The 21444-nt window shown below is 68.2% G+C and carries 18 protein-coding genes; 3 read left to right on the forward strand and 15 right to left on the reverse strand.

The window, feature by feature from the left end; translation table 11 throughout:
• The first annotated feature begins 41 nt into the window (after positions 1 to 41).
• Positions 42 to 1436, forward strand: a complete 1395-nt coding sequence (locus tag VPH43_RS06240; protein WP_328576788.1) for a DUF3422 domain-containing protein — start codon at positions 42 to 44, stop codon at positions 1434 to 1436.
• A gap of 28 nt (positions 1437 to 1464) precedes the next feature.
• Here VPH43_RS06240 and VPH43_RS06245 read toward each other — a convergent pair whose 3' ends face one another.
• The 3 genes from VPH43_RS06245 to VPH43_RS06255 all read right to left on the reverse strand — a co-directional run bounded on the left by VPH43_RS06245 (position 1465) and on the right by VPH43_RS06255 (position 4503).
• The gene (locus tag VPH43_RS06245; RefSeq protein ID WP_328576789.1) at positions 1465 to 2478 is read right to left on the reverse strand and encodes a porin; all 1014 of its coding nucleotides are present in this window, start codon (positions 2476 to 2478) and stop codon (positions 1465 to 1467) included.
• Positions 2479 to 2579: 101 nt separating this feature from the next.
• Positions 2580 to 3494, reverse strand: coding sequence for an N-formylglutamate amidohydrolase (locus VPH43_RS06250; protein ID WP_328576790.1), 915 nt, complete (start codon positions 3492 to 3494; stop codon positions 2580 to 2582).
• A gap of 49 nt (positions 3495 to 3543) precedes the next feature.
• Positions 3544 to 4503, reverse strand: coding sequence for a Bug family tripartite tricarboxylate transporter substrate binding protein (locus tag VPH43_RS06255; protein ID WP_328576791.1), 960 nt, complete (start codon positions 4501 to 4503; stop codon positions 3544 to 3546).
• A gap of 147 nt (positions 4504 to 4650) precedes the next feature.
• Between VPH43_RS06255 and VPH43_RS06260 the strand changes: the two genes are divergently transcribed.
• On the forward strand, positions 4651 to 5589 hold the full coding sequence (locus tag VPH43_RS06260) for a LysR substrate-binding domain-containing protein (RefSeq protein ID WP_328576792.1): 939 nt from the start codon (positions 4651 to 4653) through the stop codon (positions 5587 to 5589).
• A gap of 343 nt (positions 5590 to 5932) precedes the next feature.
• A complete protein-coding gene (locus tag VPH43_RS06265) occupies positions 5933 to 8140 on the forward strand; it encodes a hypothetical protein (RefSeq protein ID WP_328576793.1) in 2208 nt (735 codons plus the stop codon).
• Positions 8141 to 8185: 45 nt separating this feature from the next.
• Here the strand turns inward: VPH43_RS06265 and VPH43_RS06270 are convergent, their stop codons facing one another.
• The 12 genes from VPH43_RS06270 to VPH43_RS06325 all read right to left on the reverse strand — a co-directional run bounded on the left by VPH43_RS06270 (position 8186) and on the right by VPH43_RS06325 (position 21380).
• Positions 8186 to 8587, reverse strand: coding sequence for a TraR/DksA family transcriptional regulator (locus VPH43_RS06270; RefSeq protein ID WP_328576794.1), 402 nt, complete (start codon positions 8585 to 8587; stop codon positions 8186 to 8188).
• Positions 8588 to 8662: 75 nt separating this feature from the next.
• Positions 8663 to 9154, reverse strand: coding sequence for a Cys-tRNA(Pro) deacylase (gene ybaK, locus VPH43_RS06275; RefSeq protein WP_328576795.1), 492 nt, complete (start codon positions 9152 to 9154; stop codon positions 8663 to 8665).
• A gap of 34 nt (positions 9155 to 9188) precedes the next feature.
• Complete coding sequence (locus VPH43_RS06280) at positions 9189 to 10652, reverse strand: M81 family metallopeptidase (protein WP_328576796.1); 1464 nt, start codon at positions 10650 to 10652, stop codon at positions 9189 to 9191.
• Positions 10653 to 10675: 23 nt separating this feature from the next.
• Positions 10676 to 11851: an iron-containing alcohol dehydrogenase gene (locus VPH43_RS06285; RefSeq protein ID WP_328576797.1), complete on the reverse strand. Its 1176-nt coding sequence runs from the start codon at positions 11849 to 11851 to the stop codon at positions 10676 to 10678.
• An 8-nt stretch (positions 11852 to 11859) separates the two neighbouring features.
• Positions 11860 to 13245: an aldehyde dehydrogenase family protein gene (locus VPH43_RS06290; protein ID WP_328576798.1), complete on the reverse strand. Its 1386-nt coding sequence runs from the start codon at positions 13243 to 13245 to the stop codon at positions 11860 to 11862.
• Between the two features lie 328 nt (positions 13246 to 13573).
• On the reverse strand, positions 13574 to 14959 hold the full coding sequence (locus tag VPH43_RS06295; protein WP_328576799.1) for a glutamine synthetase family protein: 1386 nt from the start codon (positions 14957 to 14959) through the stop codon (positions 13574 to 13576).
• A 29-nt stretch (positions 14960 to 14988) separates the two neighbouring features.
• Positions 14989 to 16212, reverse strand: a complete 1224-nt coding sequence (locus tag VPH43_RS06300) for a hypothetical protein (protein WP_328576800.1) — start codon at positions 16210 to 16212, stop codon at positions 14989 to 14991.
• A gap of 11 nt (positions 16213 to 16223) precedes the next feature.
• Complete coding sequence (gene eat, locus VPH43_RS06305; RefSeq protein ID WP_328576801.1) at positions 16224 to 17621, reverse strand: ethanolamine permease; 1398 nt, start codon at positions 17619 to 17621, stop codon at positions 16224 to 16226.
• 143 nt (positions 17622 to 17764) lie between these two features.
• Positions 17765 to 18340 (reverse strand): cysteine hydrolase family protein, encoded by a 576-nt coding sequence (locus VPH43_RS06310; protein WP_328576802.1) that lies wholly within the window; start codon positions 18338 to 18340, stop codon positions 17765 to 17767.
• Positions 18341 to 18407: 67 nt separating this feature from the next.
• On the reverse strand, positions 18408 to 19784 hold the full coding sequence (locus VPH43_RS06315; protein ID WP_328576803.1) for an HD-GYP domain-containing protein: 1377 nt from the start codon (positions 19782 to 19784) through the stop codon (positions 18408 to 18410).
• Between the two features lie 76 nt (positions 19785 to 19860).
• Entirely contained in the window at positions 19861 to 20337 is a 477-nt protein-coding gene (locus VPH43_RS06320) for a cupin domain-containing protein (protein WP_328576804.1), read from the reverse strand.
• A gap of 86 nt (positions 20338 to 20423) precedes the next feature.
• Positions 20424 to 21380 carry a LysR family transcriptional regulator gene (locus VPH43_RS06325; protein WP_328576805.1) on the reverse strand — a complete coding sequence of 319 codons (957 nt, stop codon included), beginning with the start codon at positions 21378 to 21380 and terminating at the stop codon, positions 20424 to 20426.
• Positions 21381 to 21444 lie beyond the last annotated feature (64 nt).

Genomic DNA, 21444 nt, shown 5'->3' on the forward strand with positions numbered 1-21444 from the left:
CTGTCGCTTCGCGTCGCTGTCGACCTCACCCTGGTGTTGCCATGGCCGCTCTGCCGATCGCCTTCCCCGCCACCGTGCCGCTGCGCTGGCCCGTGCGGACCCACCTGGACCTGCACGACGAGCTGCATGCCCGCCCCGCGCTGGCGGTGCAGCGCCCCAGCGTGGTGTCCTACTGGGTGCATTGGGGCATGGAGCCGGCCATCGCCGAAGCCGCACTGGCCGCCGCCTGCAGCGCCTGCGGCGGCGCAGGGCCGGAGCCGGGCACCCGGCACCACCTGCTGCAGACCGAGGCCTTTGCGCTGAAGTACGAACGCCACGGCGAATTCGTCAGCTGGCAGGTCAACCGGCCACTGCCCGACCCCGGCGACAGCTGTGACGACACCACGCTGACCCGCCTGCTGCGCGAAGAGCGCGCACTCGACGCCTTGCCGCCCGCGTTTGCCGACGGGTTGCGCGCGGAAGGCGCGGGCCGCATGCTGGCCGCCACCCATGTGGTGCTGGTGCGCTGCAACGATGAATTCCTGCTGCCGCGCAGCCGGGCGCTGATGTCATCCGATCTCGGCGACCACGGCGGGCCGGCCGACGACAGCACGCCGCTGCTGGGCGCCTGGATCGCCGACGACAAGGCCGCGGTGCTCACCGACCTGCGGGTGCATGGCGACGGCTTCACCCGCCTGGTGTTGCTCGATTTCGGCCTGGCCGCCGACCAGGCCGCGCGCGAGGCGCAGCGCCTGTGCGAGATCGAGGCCTACCGCATGCTGGCCATGCTGGGCTTTCCGGTGGCGCAGCGCGAGGCCCAGTCGCTGGGTGCGCTGGAGCGCAGCCTGCAGCAGACGGTGGACGCGATGGCCAACGACGCCGGCCACGACCAGCAGCAGGCCTTCGACACCCTCACCCGCCTGGCCGCCGAGGTGGAACACAGCGCCGCCCGCACGCGCTACCGCTTTTCCGCCACCCGCGCGTACCACCAGATCGTGCAGCGCCGCCTGGCCGACCTGCGCGAGCGCCGGCTCGATGGCGTGCAGACGCTGTCCGGCTTCCTGGGCCGCCGCTTCGCGCCGGCCATGGCCTTCTGCGAAAGCACCGACGCGCGCCTCACCGACGTGGCCGACCGCATCAGCCGCGCGGTGGGCCTGGCCCGGGTGCGGGTGGAGATGCACCGGGAGTCCACCAACCAGCAGGTGTTCAAGGCATTGGCGCACCGGCAGGCGCTGCAGCTGCGCCTGCAGCAGACGGTGGAAGGCCTGTCGGTGGTGGCGATCAGCTATTACCTGCTCGGATTGGTGGGCTACCTGGCCAAGGCCGCCAAGACCGTGCCGGCCTGGGAGGCGCTGCACATCCAGCCGGACCTGGTGGTGGGCCTGAGCGTGGCGCCGGTGGTGCTGGTGGTGACGCTGTTCATGCGCCGGCTGCATCGGCAGCTGGACGGCGAATGAGGCGCTGGCGGGGCGCCTTGAACCCGGTTCAGAAGTCGTGCCGAATGCCGGCGCCGATGGCACGAACGCGCACATCGCGCTTCGACGAGTCGACGCCGTCCCGGTCGACGAACGCCTGCAGTTCGGTGCGCTTGGACAGCGCGTACTGGTAGGACACCTGCTGGCGCCTTCGTTGGCCGATGAGATTGGATTGCACCGCTCGCTGCATCGCGTTCAGCACGACGGTATGCGCGCCCTGGATGCACTTCGTGCCGACGATCCAGTAGTCGACCTCACGGCGTGTCGTTGCCGTGTTCTTGTACCGGTCCCTGCCGAGCAAGGCATAGGGCTGGACGCTGCCGAAGTCATAGCGCACACCGAACTGCACCTTGTTGTCGAACTCGTTGCCGAGGAGCCCGCCGGGTCGCTCATCCCTGGCCACGCCAAACGCGAGTTTCAGCGGCCCGGTCGCGTAGTTCAGGCCGATGTCCACGGACTTCGCCCCGTTCTCGTTGTCCGGCGCAGCCGGTGCCCCGCGGAGGTAGCCGCGGACGCGGACATCGAAGCCGCCGACGTTGGGGCTCTGATAGCCGATCGAGTTGGAGGTGCGGTTGCGCGCGTTCAGAACGGACGTGCCGATGGCCGTGGCGCCGGCGTCATTGGGCGCAAAGCTGGTGATCGCCGTGACCTGCGAGTACAAGGGCGAGCCCGTCGGGTTGGCCGAGTCCAGCCGGCCCAGGGCAACCGTGCCGTAGGCGCCGCGCAGACCCACGAAGCTGTGGCGATAAGCAGGGGCCGGAACCGTCCCATCATCGGCGCTGACCCCCATTTCAAGGCCGAAGAGCGCGCTCATGCCACCGCCCAGGTCTTCGGTGCCGCGAAAGCCGAGCCGCGACGCGTTGTCGCGCAGCTCCTTCAGATCGCTGGCACTGCCGGTCTTGATGCTGTTGGCCGTGAGCCGGATCTGGCCGTAGACCGCGACATTGTTTTGCGCGATGGCGGGAGCGAGGCTCAGGGCGAGTGCTGCCGCGGCGAGCATCGGGCCGCACGATGGGTTCTTCATGAAAACGATCCTCCGGGTGGATTTGTGATGGGACGTGGTGGGCCCTCACAAGGCACAAGTGCCTCGTGATGGATGCGTGAGTTGAGGGGCCGGGCGGCTGTCTAGGGCGTCATCACGCGTCGAGAGCGACGAGTGCTGTCTCGCAGCTGGTCGCCGAGGTCCCCGGCAAGCGCCGCGACAAGGCGGCCGAAAAGCGTCGCGAGGCTCGAAGCGAGCGCGCCATAACCGTCGTTTCTGACGAAGCGCCGTTCGTCCATGTACAGGGCTCGATTGATCTCCACCTGGACGCTGTGGCGGCTGTTCGAGGGGTCGCCATGGCGGCGGATCAACTCTGCGCCCCGGTACGGCTCGTTCACCTGCACGCGGTAGCCCAGGTCCCCGAAGTTCGAAGCGAACCAGCGGACGAGGAGCGGGCTGGCGCTCATCCCGCCAAGGTCGCTGACGACGATGTCCGGGCGCGGTCGACCGCTGTCCTCGTTCATCGCGTTCCCGATCGACTTCATCGAGTGGCAGTCGATGTGACAGCTCAAGCCGAAGCGGGCGTGCGCAGCGTCCACCAGCCGAGACAGCGCGCGGTGGTACGGGTCGTAGCAGTGCGCGATCCGCGACCGGACATCGTCGACCGAAAGAAGGCGGTCATACAGCGGGACCCCGGGCAGCGCGAGGCGACGGATCAAGCCCATGCCGGCGCGGGACTTGGGCGTCGGCCGCAAGGGCTCGGGCCACGCGGAGTCCAGCAGCTGCGGGTCGATATCGTCTCGTGCGCGATTGGCGTCGATATAGGCGCGATGGAATCCTGCGGCCAGGGTCGGCGCCATGCCTGCGGATGCCTCTGCCCACAACTCGTCGACCCATGCGTCCCAACTCGTGAGCAGCGCCTCTTCAGGGGCAATCGTCGGGGTACCGTGGCCAGGCCAGTCGCGAAAGCTGTGAGGTGAGTCGATCACGATAGGGCTTGCCGCATCGACCGCCTCGCCGAGGATCCGGTAGGCGCAGCCTGGCTCCAAAGTTGGCATGGATGTCATCGACCTGCCGTGCATGGACGCGGGACCAAGCGTGTTCCGGTCACTCGACATTGATCTTGCGGTCCTTGATGACCTTCGACCACAGCGCTGTCTCATGCTTCATGAGCTGCGCGAGTTCCTCGCCGGAGCTGGGCGCGGGCTCGCTGCCCTCGGAAAGCAGAAGCTGGTTGAACTCGGGCGTCACGAGCACGCGCCGCACATCGGCCCTGATCTTTTCAAGAATCGCAGGAGGGGTCTTGGCTGGCGCAAACAGCCCGTACCACGCGCCGTAGTCGAAGCCAGCCACCGTCTCGGCGATGGCAGGCACCGCTGGAACGACCTGGGACCGCTTGGTGCTCCCCACCGCGATCGCCGTCAGCTTGCCCGACTTGATGTGTTGCAGCACGCTCGGGATGGTGTTGAAACCGACCTGGACCTGGTTGCTGATCAGGTCCACCACCGCGGGAGCAGCCCCCTTGTACGGCACGTGGGTCATGCTGATGCCGGTCATCGACATCAATTGCTCCATGCCCAGATGGTTGGGGGCGCCCAGTCCACTCGATGCGTAATTGAGTTGACCCGGTCTGGCCTTGGCGAGCGCGATCAGGTCCTTCAGGCTCCTGACCCCCAGCGAAGCGTTCACCGTGAGGATGGGCGACAAGGTCACGACTCGCGTGATCGGCACGAAGTCGCGCTCCACGTCGTAGGGTAGCTTGCGCACCGTGAGAGGTGTCGTCACCATGGTGGAGGTGGCGCCGAGTAGGAGCGTATAGCCGTCGGGCGGCGATGTGGCGGCCGTCTGTGCGCCGATGGTGAGGCCCGCCCGGTTGTCGACGAGGACCTGCCTTCCCCAATACTCGGTGAGCTTGGCGGCCAAGGGACGGGCAACGGCATCGGCAGCGGCCCCGGCCGAGAAGGGGACAATGATCCTCACGGGCTTGTCCGGAAAGTCGGCGGCGCCGGCCGCTGGCACGCTGACGGCTGTGACGCCCGCAAGAAGAAGCTGGAGAGTGCGCTTCATGGAGATCTCGTTTCGGTGCAAGGGGGATGGCCACCGCCTCTGGGTTTGCATGACGTGGCCGAGTGAACGAATTGTCTGTACCCGGGGGCTGCAAGCAAACGAGTTTCAGATGCCGCATCGCCTCATACCCCTGGTGCATGGCTCGCGATGAACTACCGGCAACTGGAGGTCTTTCGTGCACTCATGGACTGCGGATCGGCAACCGCGGCGGCCAGCCGGCTCGGCATCTCGCAGCCATCGGTGAGCCGGCAGCTTGCGCAGATCGAACGCGAGCTCGGCCTCGATCTGTTTGCGCGAAGTGCAGGCAAGTTGCGCGCAACGGCGAACGCCATTGCGCTGTACGACGAAGTGACCTTTGCCTTTGCAGGCATCGACCGGGTTCTCAATCTGGCAAGCCGATTGCGCGGTCATGACACGGGCGTTCTACGCATCGCCTCCCCGCACGCCTTGGGTGAGGTCTTCCTGCCCAGGGTCATCGCGCGCTTGGCGGCAAGCCACCGGAACCTGCGCTATGCGGTCGAGTTCGGTACGTACGAAACGATCGCCTCGATGGTGGCCAAGCGCGCTGTGGACATCGGTGTCCTCAAGGAACCTGTGCCGCATGAGGGCATTTCGGCTCAGCCTCTCGTCGATACGGGCACCGTCTGTCTGCTACCGCAGGGGCATGCGCTGGCGAAACACAGCGAGATCACCGTCGCCGCCCTCGCCGACCAACCCTTGGTTCTGCTTGGGCGCGACACCGTCTGGCGGAGTGAACTCAACACCCTGTTCAGGGCGGCTCGCCGACTGCCAAACATCCGCCTCGACACCCACTCGGCGACCGCGATATGCGGCTTTGTGGCAAATGGCTTGGGCGTCTCGGTGTTGCCAGAGCTGCTTGCCGCACAGTTTGCGGGGCGCGGGATCGTCTTGAAGCCCTTGGCAACCCGAATCGAGCATCGCTTTGCGATCGCACTGCCCTCCGGGCTGCAAAGAGCGGGTCTGGCCGCGGAGTTTGTGCTCGAAGGTCGGGCTGTTGCGGAGCAGCTCCTGGCGCAGGCTCGAGCGCCCGCGAGGCGGCCACGCCAGCGCGCAAGCAAGCCCTAGCGTGCTGAAGGGATGCCATGGGCCATGGCAGCACGCGGGGCGTTGCAAGCCAGGTCTGCAGCGCGCTTCAACGGCACCTCACCGCACCAACTGCAACCAGGCATCACGTCGCGTAACAGTCAGTTAATGGGTCGGCGCATAGCCACGACCAACGGAGGTTGGAGCGTGACGGGCGCCACATCGCATGACGCGAAGCTTCAGCACAATCTTCTTCGCGCCCTGACCTGGAGGACAGGACGTGAGCTCCCGCGGACCTCGTGGCGTGGCGGGCCCCCATCCACCAAGAAGAAGACTCACCATGCTCCGCACATCGACACGCCTTCAGCGGCTCGCACTGCTCGCCATGGCTCCCCTGTGGTGCTTGCTGGGCGCGTGCGGCGGTGCAGATTCAGGTGACGGCTCGCCACCGCCCACCAGCACCACGCCCGATCCCTCCCCCGGGCCGTCGGCCACGGTCACCAGCGTGGTGGTCGAGCATCTGGCGAGCAGCGCTGAAGACAAGGTTCCGGTGACCTTCGGCCAGGCGTTTGCCCCTGGGGACCTGCCCGCAGGCAGCTTCATCGCCGGCCGCGACAACAACGGCACCGTCGTGCCGCTACAGGCGGATGTGAAGGCCACGCATGCGGACGGTTCCATCCGCCATGCCATCTTGTCGGGTGTGCTGCCCGCGGTGGGCGCCAACGAAAGCCGCACGTTGAGCCTGGGCCGCAGTTCCGCGGCAACCGCGGGGCCGGCGATCACCCCCCAGGCGCTCGTCGCCGCAGGCTTTCGTGCCGCCGTGACCATCGAACTCGGTGGCCAGACCTACCGGGCATCGGCGGACGAAGCACTGCTGGGCGCATCGCGCATTGAATGGCTCTCCGGGCCGATCGCCACCGAATGGCTGCTCGCGGTGCCCTTCAGGACAGCGGCCGGCACAGCCCACCCGCACCTCATGGCCCGCTTTGCCGTGCGCGCGTATGCCGGCCTCGACAAGGCGCGCGTGGACGTGATCGTGGAGAACAACTGGGCCTACGAACCCGCGCCGCAGAACTTCACCTACAAGGCGGTCATCGACGTGGGCGGCTCGCCGGCCTTCACGCAGGACAGCGTGGTGCACTATCACCATGCGCGCTGGCGCAAGACGCTGTGGTGGGGCAGCGAGCCGCAAGTGCATCTGCGGCACGACAACGCCTACCTGATGGCCACCAGGGCCATACCCAACTACGACCGCAGCGTGACGGTCACCACCGACCAGCTTGCCGCGCTGGCCAACCGTTGGGCCAGCGCCAAGAAGGGGCTGATGGCCCCGGGCCTGGTTGTCACCTACATGCCTACCACCGGCGGCCGCCCCGACATCGGGCCACTGCCGCAGTGGAGCGCCACCTATGTGCTCACCATGGACCGCACGGCCAAGGCCACCGTGCTGGGCACCGGCGACCTGGCCGGCAGCTGGCCCATCCACTACCGCAACCAGGCGACCGACCTGCCGGTGACGGTGGCCGACTATCCCTACATGACGCTGCTGGGCCGCCCGGGCGACACGAACAACCCGGTCACCAAGAAGAGCGAGGCCTTTCCCGCGTGCGGAGGCATCTGCACCACCGAGCCGTACCAGTATTCGCCCGACTCCGCCCACCAGCCCTCGCTGGCCTACCTGCCCTACCTGATCACGGGCGACCACTACTACCTGGAAGAGCTGCACTTCTGGACCAACTACAACACCTTCAAGGACAACCCCGGCTACCGCATGCGCGAGCAGGGGCTGCTCAAGTCCGACCAGGTGCGCGCCCAGGCATGGTCGCTGAGAACCCTGGGCCAGGCGGCCTACATCACGCCCGACAACCACCCGCTGAAGTCGCATTTCGTGCAGATGGTGCACAACAACATCAACTGGTACACCTCGACCTTCGTGGCCGCGCAGCCAAACGCGCTGGGGTTCCTGGGTGGCACCGGCGTGGACGGCTTCCAGGCGATTGTCTATACAACCGCATCCGGCGCGAACACCGGCATGGCGCCCTGGCAGGACGACTTCTTCACCTGGAGCGTTGGCTATCTGGTGGAGCTGGGCTTCCAGGACGCGGCGCCCCTGTTGGCCTGGAAGGCCAAGTTCCCGGTCGGGCGCATGACCGCCCCCGGCTACTGCTGGATCGACGGCGCCACCTACGCGCTGGCCGTGCGGCCGTCAGCGACCGCGGCCCCCTACGGCACGTTTGCAGAGGCCTACCAGGCGACCATGCGATCGACAGATGCCAACGGCATGCCGGTGCCGCGTGTCAACAGCACCGGCGCCAAGTACCTGGACCAGCCGTGCGCCAGCCAGGCCCAGGCCGATTGGCTGACACGGCTGGACATGGACAACCATGCCAGCCGCTCCGCTTGGAAGGCGGGCGAGATGACCGGCTATGCGAGCTCGGATTCGGGCTACCCCTCCAACATGCAACCCGCGCTGGCGGTTGCAGCCGACTCGGGCATCCCGCAAGCCGCGCAGGCGTGGAGCATGTTCATCAACCGCAGCGTCAAGCCCGACTACGGTACGGGCCCGCAATTCGCCATCGTGCCGAGGCAGTGAAACGCGGCCCAGCTCGGCCCGGCCGCCGGGCCATCGTCGGGTCGGCTACAAGCTCGACGGGAACCGCGGCAGCGCCGGATGCGTGCGCTCGAACGTTTCCTGGCAGGCAATGCAGCGCTTGGCGCTGGGCTGGGCCTGCAGGCGCTGCAGCGGGATGTCAGCACCGCAATCCACGCATTCGCCGTAGGTGCCGGCGGTGATGCGCTCGGTGGCCTCCTCGATGTCGCGCAGCTCCTGGATGTCCCTCTCCTGCTCGGCATAACGTACCGCACCGCGGATGTTCTCCTCGCCCTGCTCGCCCAGGTCCTCGTTCTGGTTGCGCGCCACTGCGCTGGGCCGCTCGGCCTCCTCTTCGCGGGCGGCCTTGACCTCGGCACGCAAGGTCGCTTCCCGCTCACGCAGCTGTTGCTGCAGGCGTTGCAGGTCAGAATCGGTCAGGGCGGGCATGGCTGTCTCTCCGCAGGGATGGGTCACTCCCACGCTGGCAGCAAGCTCCGTTCCCTGCGGTGGCAGTGCTGCATTTCAGTCGATGGCGCACTGCACCGGCTGCGCTTGCAGCAGCTGCGTCAGCAAGGCGGGCGCGATGCCCACCAGATAGCCGCGGCGCCCGCCATTGATGCAGATGCGCGGCAGCGCCAGCACGCTGGCCTCCACGTACACCGGCATCGCCTTTTTCGTGCCGAAGGGCGAGGTGCCGCCCACCAGGTAGCCGCTGTGACGCTGGGCCACCTCGGGCTTGCACGGCTCCACGCTCTTGGCGCCGATGGCGCGGGCCAGATTCTTGGTGCTGACCTGCTTGTCGCCGTGCATCAGCACGATCAGCGGCTGGGCCTTGTCGTCCTGCATCACCAGGGTCTTGATCACCTCGTGTTCGGGCACGCCCAGCTGGCGCGAGGATTCGGCGGTGCCGCCGTGCTCGACGTAGTCGTACACATGCTCGGTGAAGGCCACGCCCTGCTGGCGCAGGAACTGGGTGGCGGGGGTTTCGCTGACGTGGGGTTTGCTGCGGGCCATGGTGGCCGCAAGCATAAAACGGCTCAGGCGCGGCTCAGGCCGGCGGCCGCGTGCAATGGCGGTAGTGCAGCCGGTGCAGGTCCGCGATGTTGGCGCCCTCGCTTTCCACCACCAGCACCTCGGCCGCCAGCGGCCCGAAGTCGGCACGGAAGTGCACCGAGCTCTTGAGCGCCAGCAGCGCGCATTGCGCGGGCTCGATGCCCAGGTGGCGGAACATCGCCTGGTCGGCGGCCTGCTGCTTGCGGCTGCTCACCAGCACCTGCACGCCATGCTGCGACAGCCGCGCCATAGCGCCCAGCGCCATCTGCGAGCCGCCGTAGAAGGGGCCGGTGCCCAGAATGCGGCCGTCACCCAAGGCTTCCACCCGCCATGGCCCGGCCACCGGCTCGCCGGAGTGGCGGCCGCGCTTGCCACCCAGGGCCACGCTGATCCAGGCGCCCACGCCTGCCGCATGGGCCGCTGCGGCCGCCTCGGGATCACACAGCAAACCCAGGCAGGCACCCGCCGCCCGCGCCTGCAGCAGCGCCTGCAGCACGCCGGTGCTGTCGCCATCGCCGCCGCCGCCAGGGTTGTCCTGCGTGTCGGCCAGCACCACCGGCGCGCCCGGCCGCCCCACGGCCAGCGCATGCGCCACCGCATCGCCCGGGGGCCAGAGGCGGCCGCCGAACTGGCTGCGCGCCGCCTGCACCGCCTGCGTCAGCGTGTCGGCCGCGCGGTCGGCCGCCGCCTGGTCGTGCGCATAGACCAGCACCGACGGTGCGCTGTCTGGCACATCCGCCATCGGGAAGCCGCCGGCCAGCGACACATGCACCACCTCACCGCCGGAAGCGGCCACCGCCTGCGCCATCAGCTCGCGCATCGGCGAGGCCAGCGTGCTCTGCCAGGGCAGCGGGATCAGGAAGGGCAGCTGGCGCAGCGCGCGGGCGTAACGCGCGCCCGCCAGCAGCGGCGCGAGCTGGTGCACCGCCTCCCGCCCGCACTGCGCGGTGTCGGTGTGCGGATAGGTGCGGTACACCAGCGCCAGGTCGAGCTGGTCGGCCATGGCGGGCGTGAGGTTGGCATGGAAGTCCAGCACCGCCACGATGGGCAGCCGCTCGCCCACGCGCTCACGCGTGCGGCGCAGCCATTCGCTGTCACCCGAAGGCAGGTGCTCGGTGACCATCGCACCGTGCAGCTCCAGCAGCAGCGCGTCCAGCGGGCCGGCTTCGGCCAGCGCACGCTCGAACAGCCACCAGAGTGCTTCGAAGGCGTCCTCGGTCACCGGGCCGCTGGGGTTGGCATTGCCCCACAGCAGCGGCACCGCTTCATGGCCGGCAGCCTGCAGCGCCTGCAGCATGCCGGCGGCAGGCAGCTGGGTGCCCTGCAAGCCGGCCGGAAGGTCGCCGCGCCACAGCAGCCCCGGCCAGGCATCGGCCAGCACGAAGTCGCAGAACCGTGCCCGGCTGTCGGCGAAGGTGTTGGTCTCGTGCTGGAGGCCGGCGATGCCGATGCGGGCCATGGCTTGGTTTGTGGCCGCTGCCCCTACAGCTGCCCGGAGACGGCGCGTTCGAAGATCGCGTGGTACTGCGCGGAGGTGAAGGGAATCGGGTTGGTGCCGTGCGATGGATCAGCCACCGCCATCTCGCCGATCAGCTGGGCTTCGGCGGCGTCGATGCCGATGGCCGCCAGCGTGTGCGGGATGCCGATCTCCTCCCGCAGGTGCAGCACCCAGTCGAGGAAAGACTTGAACGAGGGGCTGGGCAGGTTGAGGTAACGCGCGGCCGCCGCGATCTGCGGCTCGATCGCCTCGCGGTTGGCGTCCAGCACATAGGGCATGAGGATGGCGTTGAGCATGCCGTGGTGGGCGTCGTGGCGCGCCCCCAGCGGATGGGCCAGCGCATGCATGGCACCCAGGCCACGCTGGAAAGCGGTGGCCCCCATGGCGGACGCCACCAGCATCTCGGTGCGCGCGGCTAGGTCGTCGCCGTGTTTCACCGCCTGGGGCAGCCAGTCCTTCACCAGGCGCATGCCCTCCAGCGCGATACCCGCGCCCATCGGGTGGAAGAACGGCGAGCAATAAGCCTCGAGGTTGTGCGACAGCGCATCCATGCCGGTGGCCGCCGTCAGCTTGGCCGGCAGGCCGGTGGTGAGCGCGGGGTCCAGGATCACCACGGCGGGCAACATGCGGGCGTGGAAGATGATGCGCTTCAACTTCGCGCCCTCGTCGGTGATGACAGACGCACGGCCCACTTCTGAGCCAGTGCCCGCGGTGGTGGGCACCGCCACCACCGGCGCCATGCCCTCCACCTTGACGCGCAGGTAGTTGTCGCCGATGTCCTCAAAGTCCCACAGCGGCCGCTCCTGGCCCACCATCAGCGCGATCGCCTTGCCGGCGTCGAGGGCCGAGCCGCCGCCGAAGGCGATGACCCCGTCGTGCCCGCCCGCCCGGTAGGCCGCCACGCCGTCGTCTACATTGCGGCCGGTGGGGTTGCCCTTGATGCGGCTGAACACTTGTGCTGGCAGCCCGGCCGCTTCGCATGAGGCGATGGCATCGCGCACCATCGGCAGCTCGGCCAGGCCGGGGTCGGTGACCAGCAGGGGCCGCTTCATGCCCAGCGAGGCGCACCACTTGGGCAGCTCCGCGATGCGGCCCACGCCGCACTTCACGGCGGTGGGGTAGTTCCAGTTGACGGTGTAGCGGGCGAGCGTGTCGGTCACGGTGGGCCTCACAGGTGCTTGAGGTGGTAGGACTTGGGCCGCGTCAGGTGCTCATAACCCAGCACCGACAAGGTGGCGCCGCGCCCGGTGTGCTTGACGCCGGTCCAGGCCAAGGCTGGGTCCAGGTAGTCGCATCGGTTCATGAACACGGTGCCCGTCTGCAGGCGCCGGCCCAGCGAGGCGGCAGCGCCTTCGTCGCGCGTGAAGATGGCCGCGGTGAGGCCATAGGGGCTGTCGTTCATCAGCTGCAGCGCCTGCTCGTCGCCATCCACCGGCATCACGCCGAACACGGGCCCGAAACACTCATCGGCCATCACGCGCATCGAGTGGTTGACGTTGCGCAGGATCTGCGGCGCCATGTAGGGTGTGCCGGCACGGTCACGCTCGAAACGGCGCACGTCGATCAACGGCTGCGCACCCTGGCTCACCGCTTCGTCCACCACCGCGCGCACCGCGTCGGCCGCCGCGGCTCGCACCAGCGGGCCCAGCGTGGTGTCCGCCTGCAAGGGATCGCCCAGCACGTACTGGTTTGTCAAGGCGACCGCAGCCTCCACGAATTCGTCATAGCGCGAGCGCTCCACATACACCCGCTGGATGCCGCAGCAGCTCTGGCCGGAGTTGAAGAAGGCTCCGTCCACAACAGTCTCGACCGCCTGCTTCAAATCCGCATCGGCCCGCACATAGGCCGGGTCGTTGCCGCCCAGCTCCAGCCCCACGCCGATGAAGCGCCCGGCGGCAGCACGCTCCACCGCCGCGCCACCCTGCACGGAGCCGGTGAAACAGACAAAGTCGATGCCATCCGAGCTGATCAGGCGCTGGGTGGCATCGTGGTCGCAATGGATGAACTGGAACACGTCCGCTGGCACACCCGCCTCGGTGAACGCCTGCACCATGCGCTCGGCGGCGAGCGGCGTTTGCGCGGAATGCTTGAGCAATACGGCATTGCCCGCCACCAGGGCAGGCACCACCGCATTCACCGCCGTGAGCAGCGGGTAGTTCCAGGGTGCGACCACAAGCACGGTACCCCAGGGCTCCCTGTCGATGTAGCGCGTGAAGCCGCTGACGGGCGCGGGCTTGATCGGCGCCAGCGCCTCCTCGGCAATCGACAGCATGTGGCGCGCACGGGCCGCGAAGCCGTCGACCTCGCCAGGCGTGTAGCGCAGCGGCCGGCCCATCTGCCGGGTCAGCTCTTCCGCGATGGGCGCCTTGCTGGCCACGAAGCGGTCCACGCCCGCGGACACCAGGCGGCAGCGCTCCGACAGCGCCATTTCGCGCCACCCCATCTGCGCCTTGCCCGCCCGGGCCACCGCAGCCGCCAGTTGCTCGGCAGTCGCAAGATCCCGGCGCACGAACTCGCTGCCGTCGATAGGGCTGAGGGTGATCTGCTGTGTCATATCAGTTGTTCAAAGCCAAGGCGTTTGCATTCCATGAACACCACGAGCGTGTCGCCAAAGGTGTGGGCGGGCAGACGGCGGCGCGCCTTGCGAAGCCGAGAAGCGCAGGCATTGCGGCTGCGCGCTTCAGCGCGCTTCGTGAACTGACTCGTGGCGACTGTTTGAGCGCAGTGAACGAAGTGAACGCAGCGAGTTGAGCCACGGAGCCGCAATGCCGAGCATCGCAGGGCACCCTCGCGCAGCGAGGGCGAGCAGATGAAGCGCCGACGGCTGCCCGTCCACACCTTTGCAAGCCCCCCACTTCGCACGACAACAACATCAGCGAGCCTCAAATGATCTCGAAATACCGAGCCAATTCCCAGTCCGTCACATGCCGCCGGAACTCCCGCTCCTCCCACTCGCGCGTCGCAGCAAAGTGCTCCACAAACGGCACCCCAAACACCTGCCGCGCAGCCTCAGAACCCTTCAGCCGCTGCGCCGCATCCCACAGCGTCGCCGGGAACCGCAGCGCCTCATCAAACTTCTGCGTGTACGCATTGCCTTCGACAATAGGCAGCGGATCCAGCTTCTGCTCAATGCCCAGCAACCCCGCCGCCAGCGCCGCCGCCACCGCGAGGTACGGGTTGGCATCCGCCGAGCCGATGCGCACCTCCACCCGCTGCGACTTCTCCGACCCCGGAATCAGCCGCAACGCGGTCGTGCGGTTCTCCACTCCCCAGGTGGCGTCCAGCGGCGCCCAGTACCCCGGAACCAGCCGTGAATAGCTGTTGACCGTGGGCGCGAACATCGCAAAGAACTCCGGCAGATAGCGCTGCACGCCACCCATGAACTGGCGCTGCACCGCGCTCATCTTGTACGGCGCGTCCCCGTCGTAGAACACGCCCTTGCCGGTGGCCTTGTCCTTCAGCGACACATGGATGTGGCCGCTTTGCCCCGGATACTCGTGCGACCACTTGGCCATGAAGGTCGCCATCAGGCCATTCTTCTGCGCCAGCGCCTTGGTGAAGGTCTTGAACAGGATCGCCTTGTCCGCCATGTCGGCAGCCCGGTCGAAACCCAGTGCGGCTTCCAGCACGCCGGGCCCCGTCTCCGTGTGCAGGCCCTCGATCGGCATGTCCATCTGCTCGGACAGGTCCATCAGCTGCTGATAGAAGTCCGCGTTCACGGTGGAGCGCAGCACCGAATAACCAAAATAACCCGGCGTCCAGGGCTTCAGGTTGCGATAGCCCTTCTCGCGCACCGAGTGCGGCGTTTCCTCGAACACGAAGAACTCGTACTCCAGCGCGGCATACGGGTCGTAGCCCATCGCCTCCGCCTTGGCGATCACGCGCTGCAGCAGCCGGCGCGGGCAGATCTGGGCCGACTTTTCGTCGGCAAACTCCGCCAGGAAGAACAGCATGTTGTGGCCGTTGGCCTGCTCCAGCGGCAGCTCGCGGCAGGTGTGCGGCAGCACGCGGGCCCAGGCATCGGGGTAGGCAGTGTGCCACCCGGTGTACTGGATGTTGTCGTAGAGCTGGTCGCTGGAATCCCAGCCCAGCACCACGTTGCAGAAACCCAGCCCGTCCTTCATCACACCGGCGGCCTTGTCGCGCCGCAGGTACTTGCCGCGCAGGATGCCGTCGATGTCGGACAGGCCGATCTTGATGTGCGTGAGGCCCCGGTCCTGGATCAGGCCCAGCGCCTCTTCGGGCGTGCGGATGTCGCGTGCTCGCATGTCGCTCCTCGGTGCTTGCTGCGGCGCGCTCAGTGCACCTTGTCGGCCTGGTCGGGCAGGTTCCACTTGCCACAGGCGTAAGGCGTTTCCTTGCGGGGCCGCGGTTCAATGAACATCGGGTTGACCAGCCACTGGCCGCTGCCGCCGTCGTTGTGGAAGGCGTTGCACATCAGCTCGGCCTTGTTGCGGTTGAGCACCAGCTTCACCTTGGCGTCCTTCAGCATCGACAGGTCGGTGTCGGAATCACCCGCCACGAACACCAGGCGGTCGGTCACCTCCGGCGTTCGGAGCATTTGGCGTGCCGGATCGCGCTCGCCAAACACCACCTTGTTGATCCACCAGCGCTTGCCGTCGCGGTAGGTGATGAGCTCGGCATTGCCCTCGGCAAACCGGCCCGCGCCCTGGAAACGGGCCGTGAGCCGGCCGGTGCTGTCCAGCACGGAGCGCACGCCCACCACCCGCTGCGGCGGCACGCCGAAATAGCCGCCGAACACCTCCACCGGCTGCTGCGGCGAGGCCGACACGATCCACACGTCAAAGCCGGCCAGGCGCAGGTTGCGCATCAGGTCGTCGATCTGCTCATAACGGCGCACATAACCATTGACGCTGCGGTTGCCCACGCGCTGCTTGGCCCCCACGGGAGCAGCCAGGTTCTGGTCGATGGCGGCACCAGCCATCACGCGCACGTCGTCCGGCGTGTAGCCAGCCAGCAACTGCACCGCCAGGCCGTAGGCCGGGTTGATGAAGTCGTCGGCGCCGCGCGTCCAGGCCGGCTGGCCGGCGACCGTCTTGTCGGTGTCGTACACCGCCACGAGTTCGTCAGCACAGGCGCGCGAGGCCGCGCTGCCGTCGTCGGTGCGCAGCGGCTGGCCAGGATCACCCTGGCCGTCGCAGGCGGCCTTGATCGCCGCCGCGGCGGCGTCGGTCAACAGCGGGCTCACGCCCTTCCAGTCGCGCGCCGCCGGCTGCAGCACCTTGTTGTTGGCGAGCATCCAGAACACCAGCGCATCGCCCACGTCGTTCTTGATCGTGGTGTTGTCGAAGTCGAACACCGCCACGGGCGGCGCGCTCGCCCGGTAACCCGGGCTGCCGCGGCCGTGCTGGGCCAGCATCTCGTTGAGCCTGGCGCGGTTGTCGCCGTGCCAGGCCAGGTCCTCCCGCAATGCCGGCGCGGCCTGCGCCTGCAGCGCGGCCAGGCACAGCAAGGCCAAGCAGCGCGCAGCCCAGCGCCTGCCGAATGGTGTGATGTTCATGCTCGTCCCTCTCACTCAGCAACGACGCTGCCGCCCACCTGCAGCATCTCGTCGAGGGGCGCGTCGTCGCGGGCGCCCTTGGTCAAACGGAAGTAGACATAGCCGATCCCCACGATGGCCGCGAACACCCCGAAGAGCACCGTGTTGTAGTAAATCATCGCGGCCAGGGCCACGCCGGCCAGGCCGAGCGCGACGGCGGGAAACAGCGGATAGAACGGCACCCGGTAGGGCCGGTCCAGCGCCGGCTCGCTGCGCCGCAGCTTGAACAGTGCCGCCATGGACACGATGTACATCACGATCGCGCCGAACACCGACATCGTCACGATGTTGGCGGTGAGCGAGCTGTTGTTGTAGCTCACCGCCTCGTCGGAAAAGATCGCCAGGATGCCGATGGCGCCGCCGGTGAGGATGGCCCAGTGCGGCGTCTGGAACCGGTGGTTCACCGCAGCCAGCGCATGCGGCAGGTAGCCCGCGCGTGCCAGCGCATAGATCTGGCGCGAGTAGCCCATGATGATGCCGTGGAAGCTGGCGATCAGGCCGAACAGGCCGATCCACACCAGCATGTGCAGCCAGCCGGAGTCTTCGCCCACCACGATCTTCATCGCCTGCGGCAGCGGGTCGTTGATGTTGCTGATCTTGCGCCAGTCGCCCACGCCGCCGGCCGCCACCATCACGCCGATGGCCAGCGCCACCAGCGTGAGGATGCCCGCGATGTAGGCCTTGGGGATGGTGCGGCGCGGATCCTCGGCTTCTTCGGCCGCCATGGCAGCGCCTTCGATCGCCAGGAAGAACCAGATCGCAAACGGCACCGCGGCAAACATGCCGCTGAAGGCCGCGGGGGTGAAGCTGTCGTTGCCAGCCCAGCCGTGCGCCACGAAGTTGGCCCACGAGAAGCCGGGCGCCACCACGCCCATGAACACCAGCAGCTCGAAGATCGCCAGCAAGGTGACCAGCAGCTCGAAAGTCGCAGCGATCGACACGCCGATGAGGTTGAGCACCATGAACACCGCATACGCGCCCACCGCCGCATGCTTGGCGTTGAGCGCCGGAAACTGCACGTTGAGATAAGCACCGATCGCCAGCGCAATGGCCGGTGGCGCGAACACGAACTCCACCAGCGTGGCAATGCCGGCGATGTAGCCGCCGCTGGGCCCGAAGGCGCGGCAGGCATAGGCAAAAGGGCCGCCCGCGTGGGGAATGGAGGTCGTCAGCTCGGTGAAGCTGAAGATGAAGGTGGTGTACATCGCCGCGATCACGAGCGCGGTGACCAGGAAGCCCAGCGTGCCGGCGCTGCTCCAGCCATAGCTCCAGCCGAAGTACTCACCCGAGATCACCAGCCCGACGGCGATGCCCCAGAGGTGGATCGTCTTGAGAGACCGCTTGAGTTCGCGCTTGACCCGCTCCGTCATCGTCCGCCTCCGGTGGTGTGGCGAGCGACTATCGGCCGGTGACGGGCCTCACGCAACGAACATCGTCGCGGCTAATGGTGGCGATGGGCGCGGCGAATGCTGGCCGGCATGGCGGGGGCGGGCCGCCTGCTGCGGCCCCAGGGTCAGCGGCTGCCGCCGGGCACGCCGAAATCCACCTCGGCCGCGGTGGCCGTGCCGCTGGTGCGGCCGGGGTAGCTGATCCACGTCATCACGGTATTGAGGTCATGCACGATGCCGGCCGCGGCCACCTGCTCGCCCTGGCCCAGGTCCATCGGCTTGGTGGTGTGCGCGTCCTTCACCAGCGTGAGGTCGTAGCCGCGGTCCAGCGCGCCATAGGCGGTGGCGCGGATGCACCAGTTGGTGGCGGCGCCCGCGAGCACGATGTGCGTGGAACCCCGGGCCTGCAGCTCCTGCTCCAGCGAGGTCTGCTCGAAGGAGGACTCGAAGCGCTTGTGCACCCGCACATCGCCGGCCGCCGGCACCAGCTCGGGCACCCACTGCCAGTCGGCGCTGTCCATCGGCAGGTCCTTGTCGTTGTGCTGCACCCAGAACACGGGCACGCCCTGCGCGCGCGCCCGCGCCACGGTGCGTGCCACGTTGGCGATGACGCGGGCCGTGTCCCAGGTGCCGCGCATCACGCCGACCTGCACATCGACGACCACGAGGACGCCCTGGTTGCCTTCTCGCACGCTTGCCATGTTGCCCGCCTTTCGATGTGCAAAGCGTGCATCGTAGCGCCGCGGTGCGAGCGACCGGCGGTTCGCTTCAGGCCGCCTCGATCGCCTGCTTCAGCGCGTCGAAGCACACCGGATCGAGCGCCGTGCCCACCGTCCCGGCCATCATCTCCAGGGTCTGCTCCACCGGCACGGCGCCGCGGTACGGGCGCTGCGCCGAAATGGCGTCGAAGATGTCGGCCGTGGTGATGATGCGGGTTTCGAGCGCAATCTGGTCGGCCGCCAGACCGCGCGGATAGCCCCCACCATCCAACCGCTCATGGTGCGCGGCGGCCACGCGCGCCAGCTCGGCGAAGGCGCCGATGCGCGAGAGGATGTCCTCGGTGTACTGCGCATGCAGCTTCACCTGGGCCCACTCCTGCGCGTCGAGCTTGCCGGGCTTGTCCAGCACCGAATTGCTCACGCCCAGCTTGCCCACGTCGTGCAGCAAGGCGCCGCGCCGCAGCCAGCGCCGGCGCGGCTGCGACAGGCCGAGGGTGTGGGCGATCGCGTCCACGTATTGCGCGACGCGCGCGCTGTGGCCGCTGGTGAAGGGGCTCTTGCTGTCCACGATCTGGCCGAAGGCGGCGGCGATGTCGTCGAGGTAGTCCTCGTCCACCTCCACTTCGCCGCAGCCGGGTGCCATTGCGAACACCCGGGGCTCCACCGCCGGCGACGCCAGCGTCTGCCAGAACTCCGGCGCGCGGGCCACGCCGTGCAGCGCGGCAACGAGTTCAGGGTCGAACCAGGTGCCGGCGCGCGCCTGCGCCTCGGCCAGCGCCGCCGCCGGGCCGCCGGTGAGCTGGAACACGTCCACCACCTGGGCCAGCAAGGCGATGCGCGCCAGCACCGGGATGTGAGCGCCCTTCAGGCCTTGCGGCCGCCCGTGCCCGTTCCAGTGTTCGTCCAGGCTGGCGATGCCATTGGCCACGCCATCGCCGAAGCGCAGCTGGCGCGCGATGTCCGCGCCCCGGGTGCAGCGGGTCTGGATGAGTTCGTCCGCGATCTGGGTGCCGTTGCGCAGGATGTTCACCACGCCGCGCAGGCGGTCGGACAGGCCGGCATGCAGCCCGGTGTGGCTGAACACGAAGCGCAGCACCTGCGGCAGGCTGTCGCCCACCCGCTTGAAGTCGCGCTTGAAGCTCAGGTCGTCGGTGAGGTAGAGCTCGCAGATGCGCGCGGCATTGCTGCTGCAGCCCAGGTCCTTGAGCAGCAGCGTGTAGTACAGCTCGCGCAGCGTGCGCATGTCCAGGCCGATCGCCTGGCCCAGGTGCATGCCGATCCAGCACACGCGGATGCAATGGCCCCTGGGCTGGCCTTCGGTGATGTCCAGCGCATGGCTGAGCGAGCCGATGAGCTCGGAGAGCTTGAGCGCGGGGGCCTCGCCCGGCACGGTGCGTTCGGGTGCGAACAAGGCAAAGCGGTCCATCGCCCCATATCGGCCCGCGGCGCGGTTTCTTGAGCCGGCCGCACAGCGCACGCCGCGCGGCCGCGCGGTGCTGGCCTCAAGCCTCGCCCACCCAGTAGTCCACCGCGTCGCCCGGCCGCGTCATGTGGCGCAGCTCGCCGGCATAGGCACCGATCTTCCCGGAGTCCGGGTACTCGCAGACCTCCACCGGCATCATGGTGCTCACCGACAGGTAGGCCAGCTCCTCGTCGGAGTCATTCACGATCTGGTGCGCAGTCTCCGGCCCGCCGGTGGGGCAGCAGATCACGTCGCCGGCGCGGATGGCGCGTGTCTCGTTGCCGTAGCGCAAGGAGCCGCGTCCGCGCACGATGAAGAACATCTCCTCTTCACCGCGGTGGCTGTGGAAGGGGCATGACCGTTTGCCCGGCGGCACCACGTCATAGGAATAACCGAGGTCCTTGGCACCGAGCAAGCTGCCGATGCGCACGGACCGGCTCTCGTAGCGCTCGCCCTGCGCCGAATGCTCCAGGGCCAGCTCATGGATGTTGGCGACCTTCGAATCGATGACGCTCATGGATCAACTCTTTCGTTGTGGACCAGACGAGCGCGCAGGATAAGCGCGGCCGGCGCAGCGTGCTGGCGCCAGGGGTTCAGCCCTGCTCAGGCGCCCAGTTCGATCGAATTGGCCAGCCACGGCGCGCGCGCCTGCAGCTGCGGCAGGCAGCGCGACTTGAGCACCTGGATGGTGTCGTCGGCCAGTTGTGCGGGCAGGCTGCCGAGTTCGTCGGCGCGGGCCACCAGCGTGAGCTCGCGGTGGAAGTCGCCCTCGGCGATCTTCAGGCACTCGGCCTCGCCGTCCAGCACACCGGCCTGCAGCAGGCACAGCGGGGTGGTGATGGACCAGCCGGCGCCGGCCATCACCAGGGACAGCACCGCGAAGGAGTTGTCCAGCTGCACCCGCAGCGGCGGGTTGATGTTCCAGGCCGAGAGCTGGCGCTCGATCACCGAGCCGATCACCGTGCCCTGGCTGTAGCGGATGAAGTCGGCCGCGCCGCTCAGCGCCTTGAGGCTGTCGGTCGGGCCCTGGAAGCCCTTGGGCACCACCAGCACGAAAGGCTCGCGCAGGATGCGGCGGCGGTAGAGCTCAGGGTGGTTGGCCACTGCGTCGTCGGAAATGACGATGTCGAACTTGCGCGCGAGCAGGGCTTCGGCATGTTCATGCGAGCGGCCGGTCACCAGCGACCAGTGCGCCGTGCGCCCGCGCACCACGTCGATCAGCTCGCGGCCCACGCTGGTGGCCAGCGAATCCACCATCGCGATGCGCACATGCTTGAGCAGCGTGCGCTCCTGGCGCCGGAAGTCCAGGCTCACCTGGCGCGCCGAATCGAGCAGGCCGGTGGCGCGGGCGTAGAACTGGCGCCCGATCGGCGTGAGCATGGGCGGGCGCTGCGAGCGGTCCAGCAACTGCACGCGTAATTGCTGCTCCAGGTTGGCCACGCTCTGCGACACCGCGGACTGCGTCATGCCCAGGCGCTGGCCCGCCGCCGTCATGCCGCCGGCCTCGACGATGGCCACGAAGACCTCGAGCGATTTCAGGTCGAAGGCGATGGCGGACATGGGTGCGCCGAGTGTGCCGCAAGCGGCTCAGAGCGCGACGCCGTGGCAACCCGACAGCATCAGC

It is taken from the genome of Ideonella sp. BN130291 (assembly GCF_036231905.1).
Classification (GTDB): domain Bacteria; phylum Pseudomonadota; class Gammaproteobacteria; order Burkholderiales; family Burkholderiaceae_C; genus CAMLIZ01.

Bases quoted from the DNA above. Each gene is read 5' to 3' on its own strand.
- VPH43_RS06310 (WP_328576802.1), bottom strand. From the start codon at position 18,340: ATGGCAAGCGTGCGAGAAGGCAACCAGGGCGTCCTCGTGGTCGTCGAT.
- VPH43_RS06290 (WP_328576798.1), bottom strand. From the start codon at position 13,245: ATGACACAGCAGATCACCCTCAGCCCTATCGACGGCAGCGAGTTCGTG.
- VPH43_RS06315 (WP_328576803.1), bottom strand. From the start codon at position 19,784: ATGGACCGCTTTGCCTTGTTCGCACCCGAACGCACCGTGCCGGGCGAG.
- VPH43_RS06260 (WP_328576792.1), top strand. From the start codon at position 4,651: ATGAACTACCGGCAACTGGAGGTCTTTCGTGCACTCATGGACTGCGGA.
- ybaK (WP_328576795.1), bottom strand. From the start codon at position 9,154: ATGGCCCGCAGCAAACCCCACGTCAGCGAAACCCCCGCCACCCAGTTC.
- VPH43_RS06240 (WP_328576788.1), top strand. From the start codon at position 42: ATGGCCGCTCTGCCGATCGCCTTCCCCGCCACCGTGCCGCTGCGCTGG.
- VPH43_RS06265 (WP_328576793.1), top strand. From the start codon at position 5,933: ATGGCTCCCCTGTGGTGCTTGCTGGGCGCGTGCGGCGGTGCAGATTCA.
- VPH43_RS06245 (WP_328576789.1), bottom strand. From the start codon at position 2,478: ATGAAGAACCCATCGTGCGGCCCGATGCTCGCCGCGGCAGCACTCGCC.
- VPH43_RS06255 (WP_328576791.1), bottom strand. From the start codon at position 4,503: ATGAAGCGCACTCTCCAGCTTCTTCTTGCGGGCGTCACAGCCGTCAGC.
- VPH43_RS06295 (WP_328576799.1), bottom strand. From the start codon at position 14,959: ATGCGAGCACGCGACATCCGCACGCCCGAAGAGGCGCTGGGCCTGATC.
- VPH43_RS06250 (WP_328576790.1), bottom strand. From the start codon at position 3,494: ATGCCAACTTTGGAGCCAGGCTGCGCCTACCGGATCCTCGGCGAGGCG.
- VPH43_RS06300 (WP_328576800.1), bottom strand. From the start codon at position 16,212: ATGAACATCACACCATTCGGCAGGCGCTGGGCTGCGCGCTGCTTGGCC.
- VPH43_RS06325 (WP_328576805.1), bottom strand. From the start codon at position 21,380: ATGTCCGCCATCGCCTTCGACCTGAAATCGCTCGAGGTCTTCGTGGCC.
- VPH43_RS06320 (WP_328576804.1), bottom strand. From the start codon at position 20,337: ATGAGCGTCATCGATTCGAAGGTCGCCAACATCCATGAGCTGGCCCTG.
- eat (WP_328576801.1), bottom strand. From the start codon at position 17,621: ATGACGGAGCGGGTCAAGCGCGAACTCAAGCGGTCTCTCAAGACGATC.
- VPH43_RS06280 (WP_328576796.1), bottom strand. From the start codon at position 10,652: ATGGCCCGCATCGGCATCGCCGGCCTCCAGCACGAGACCAACACCTTC.
- VPH43_RS06270 (WP_328576794.1), bottom strand. From the start codon at position 8,587: ATGCCCGCCCTGACCGATTCTGACCTGCAACGCCTGCAGCAACAGCTG.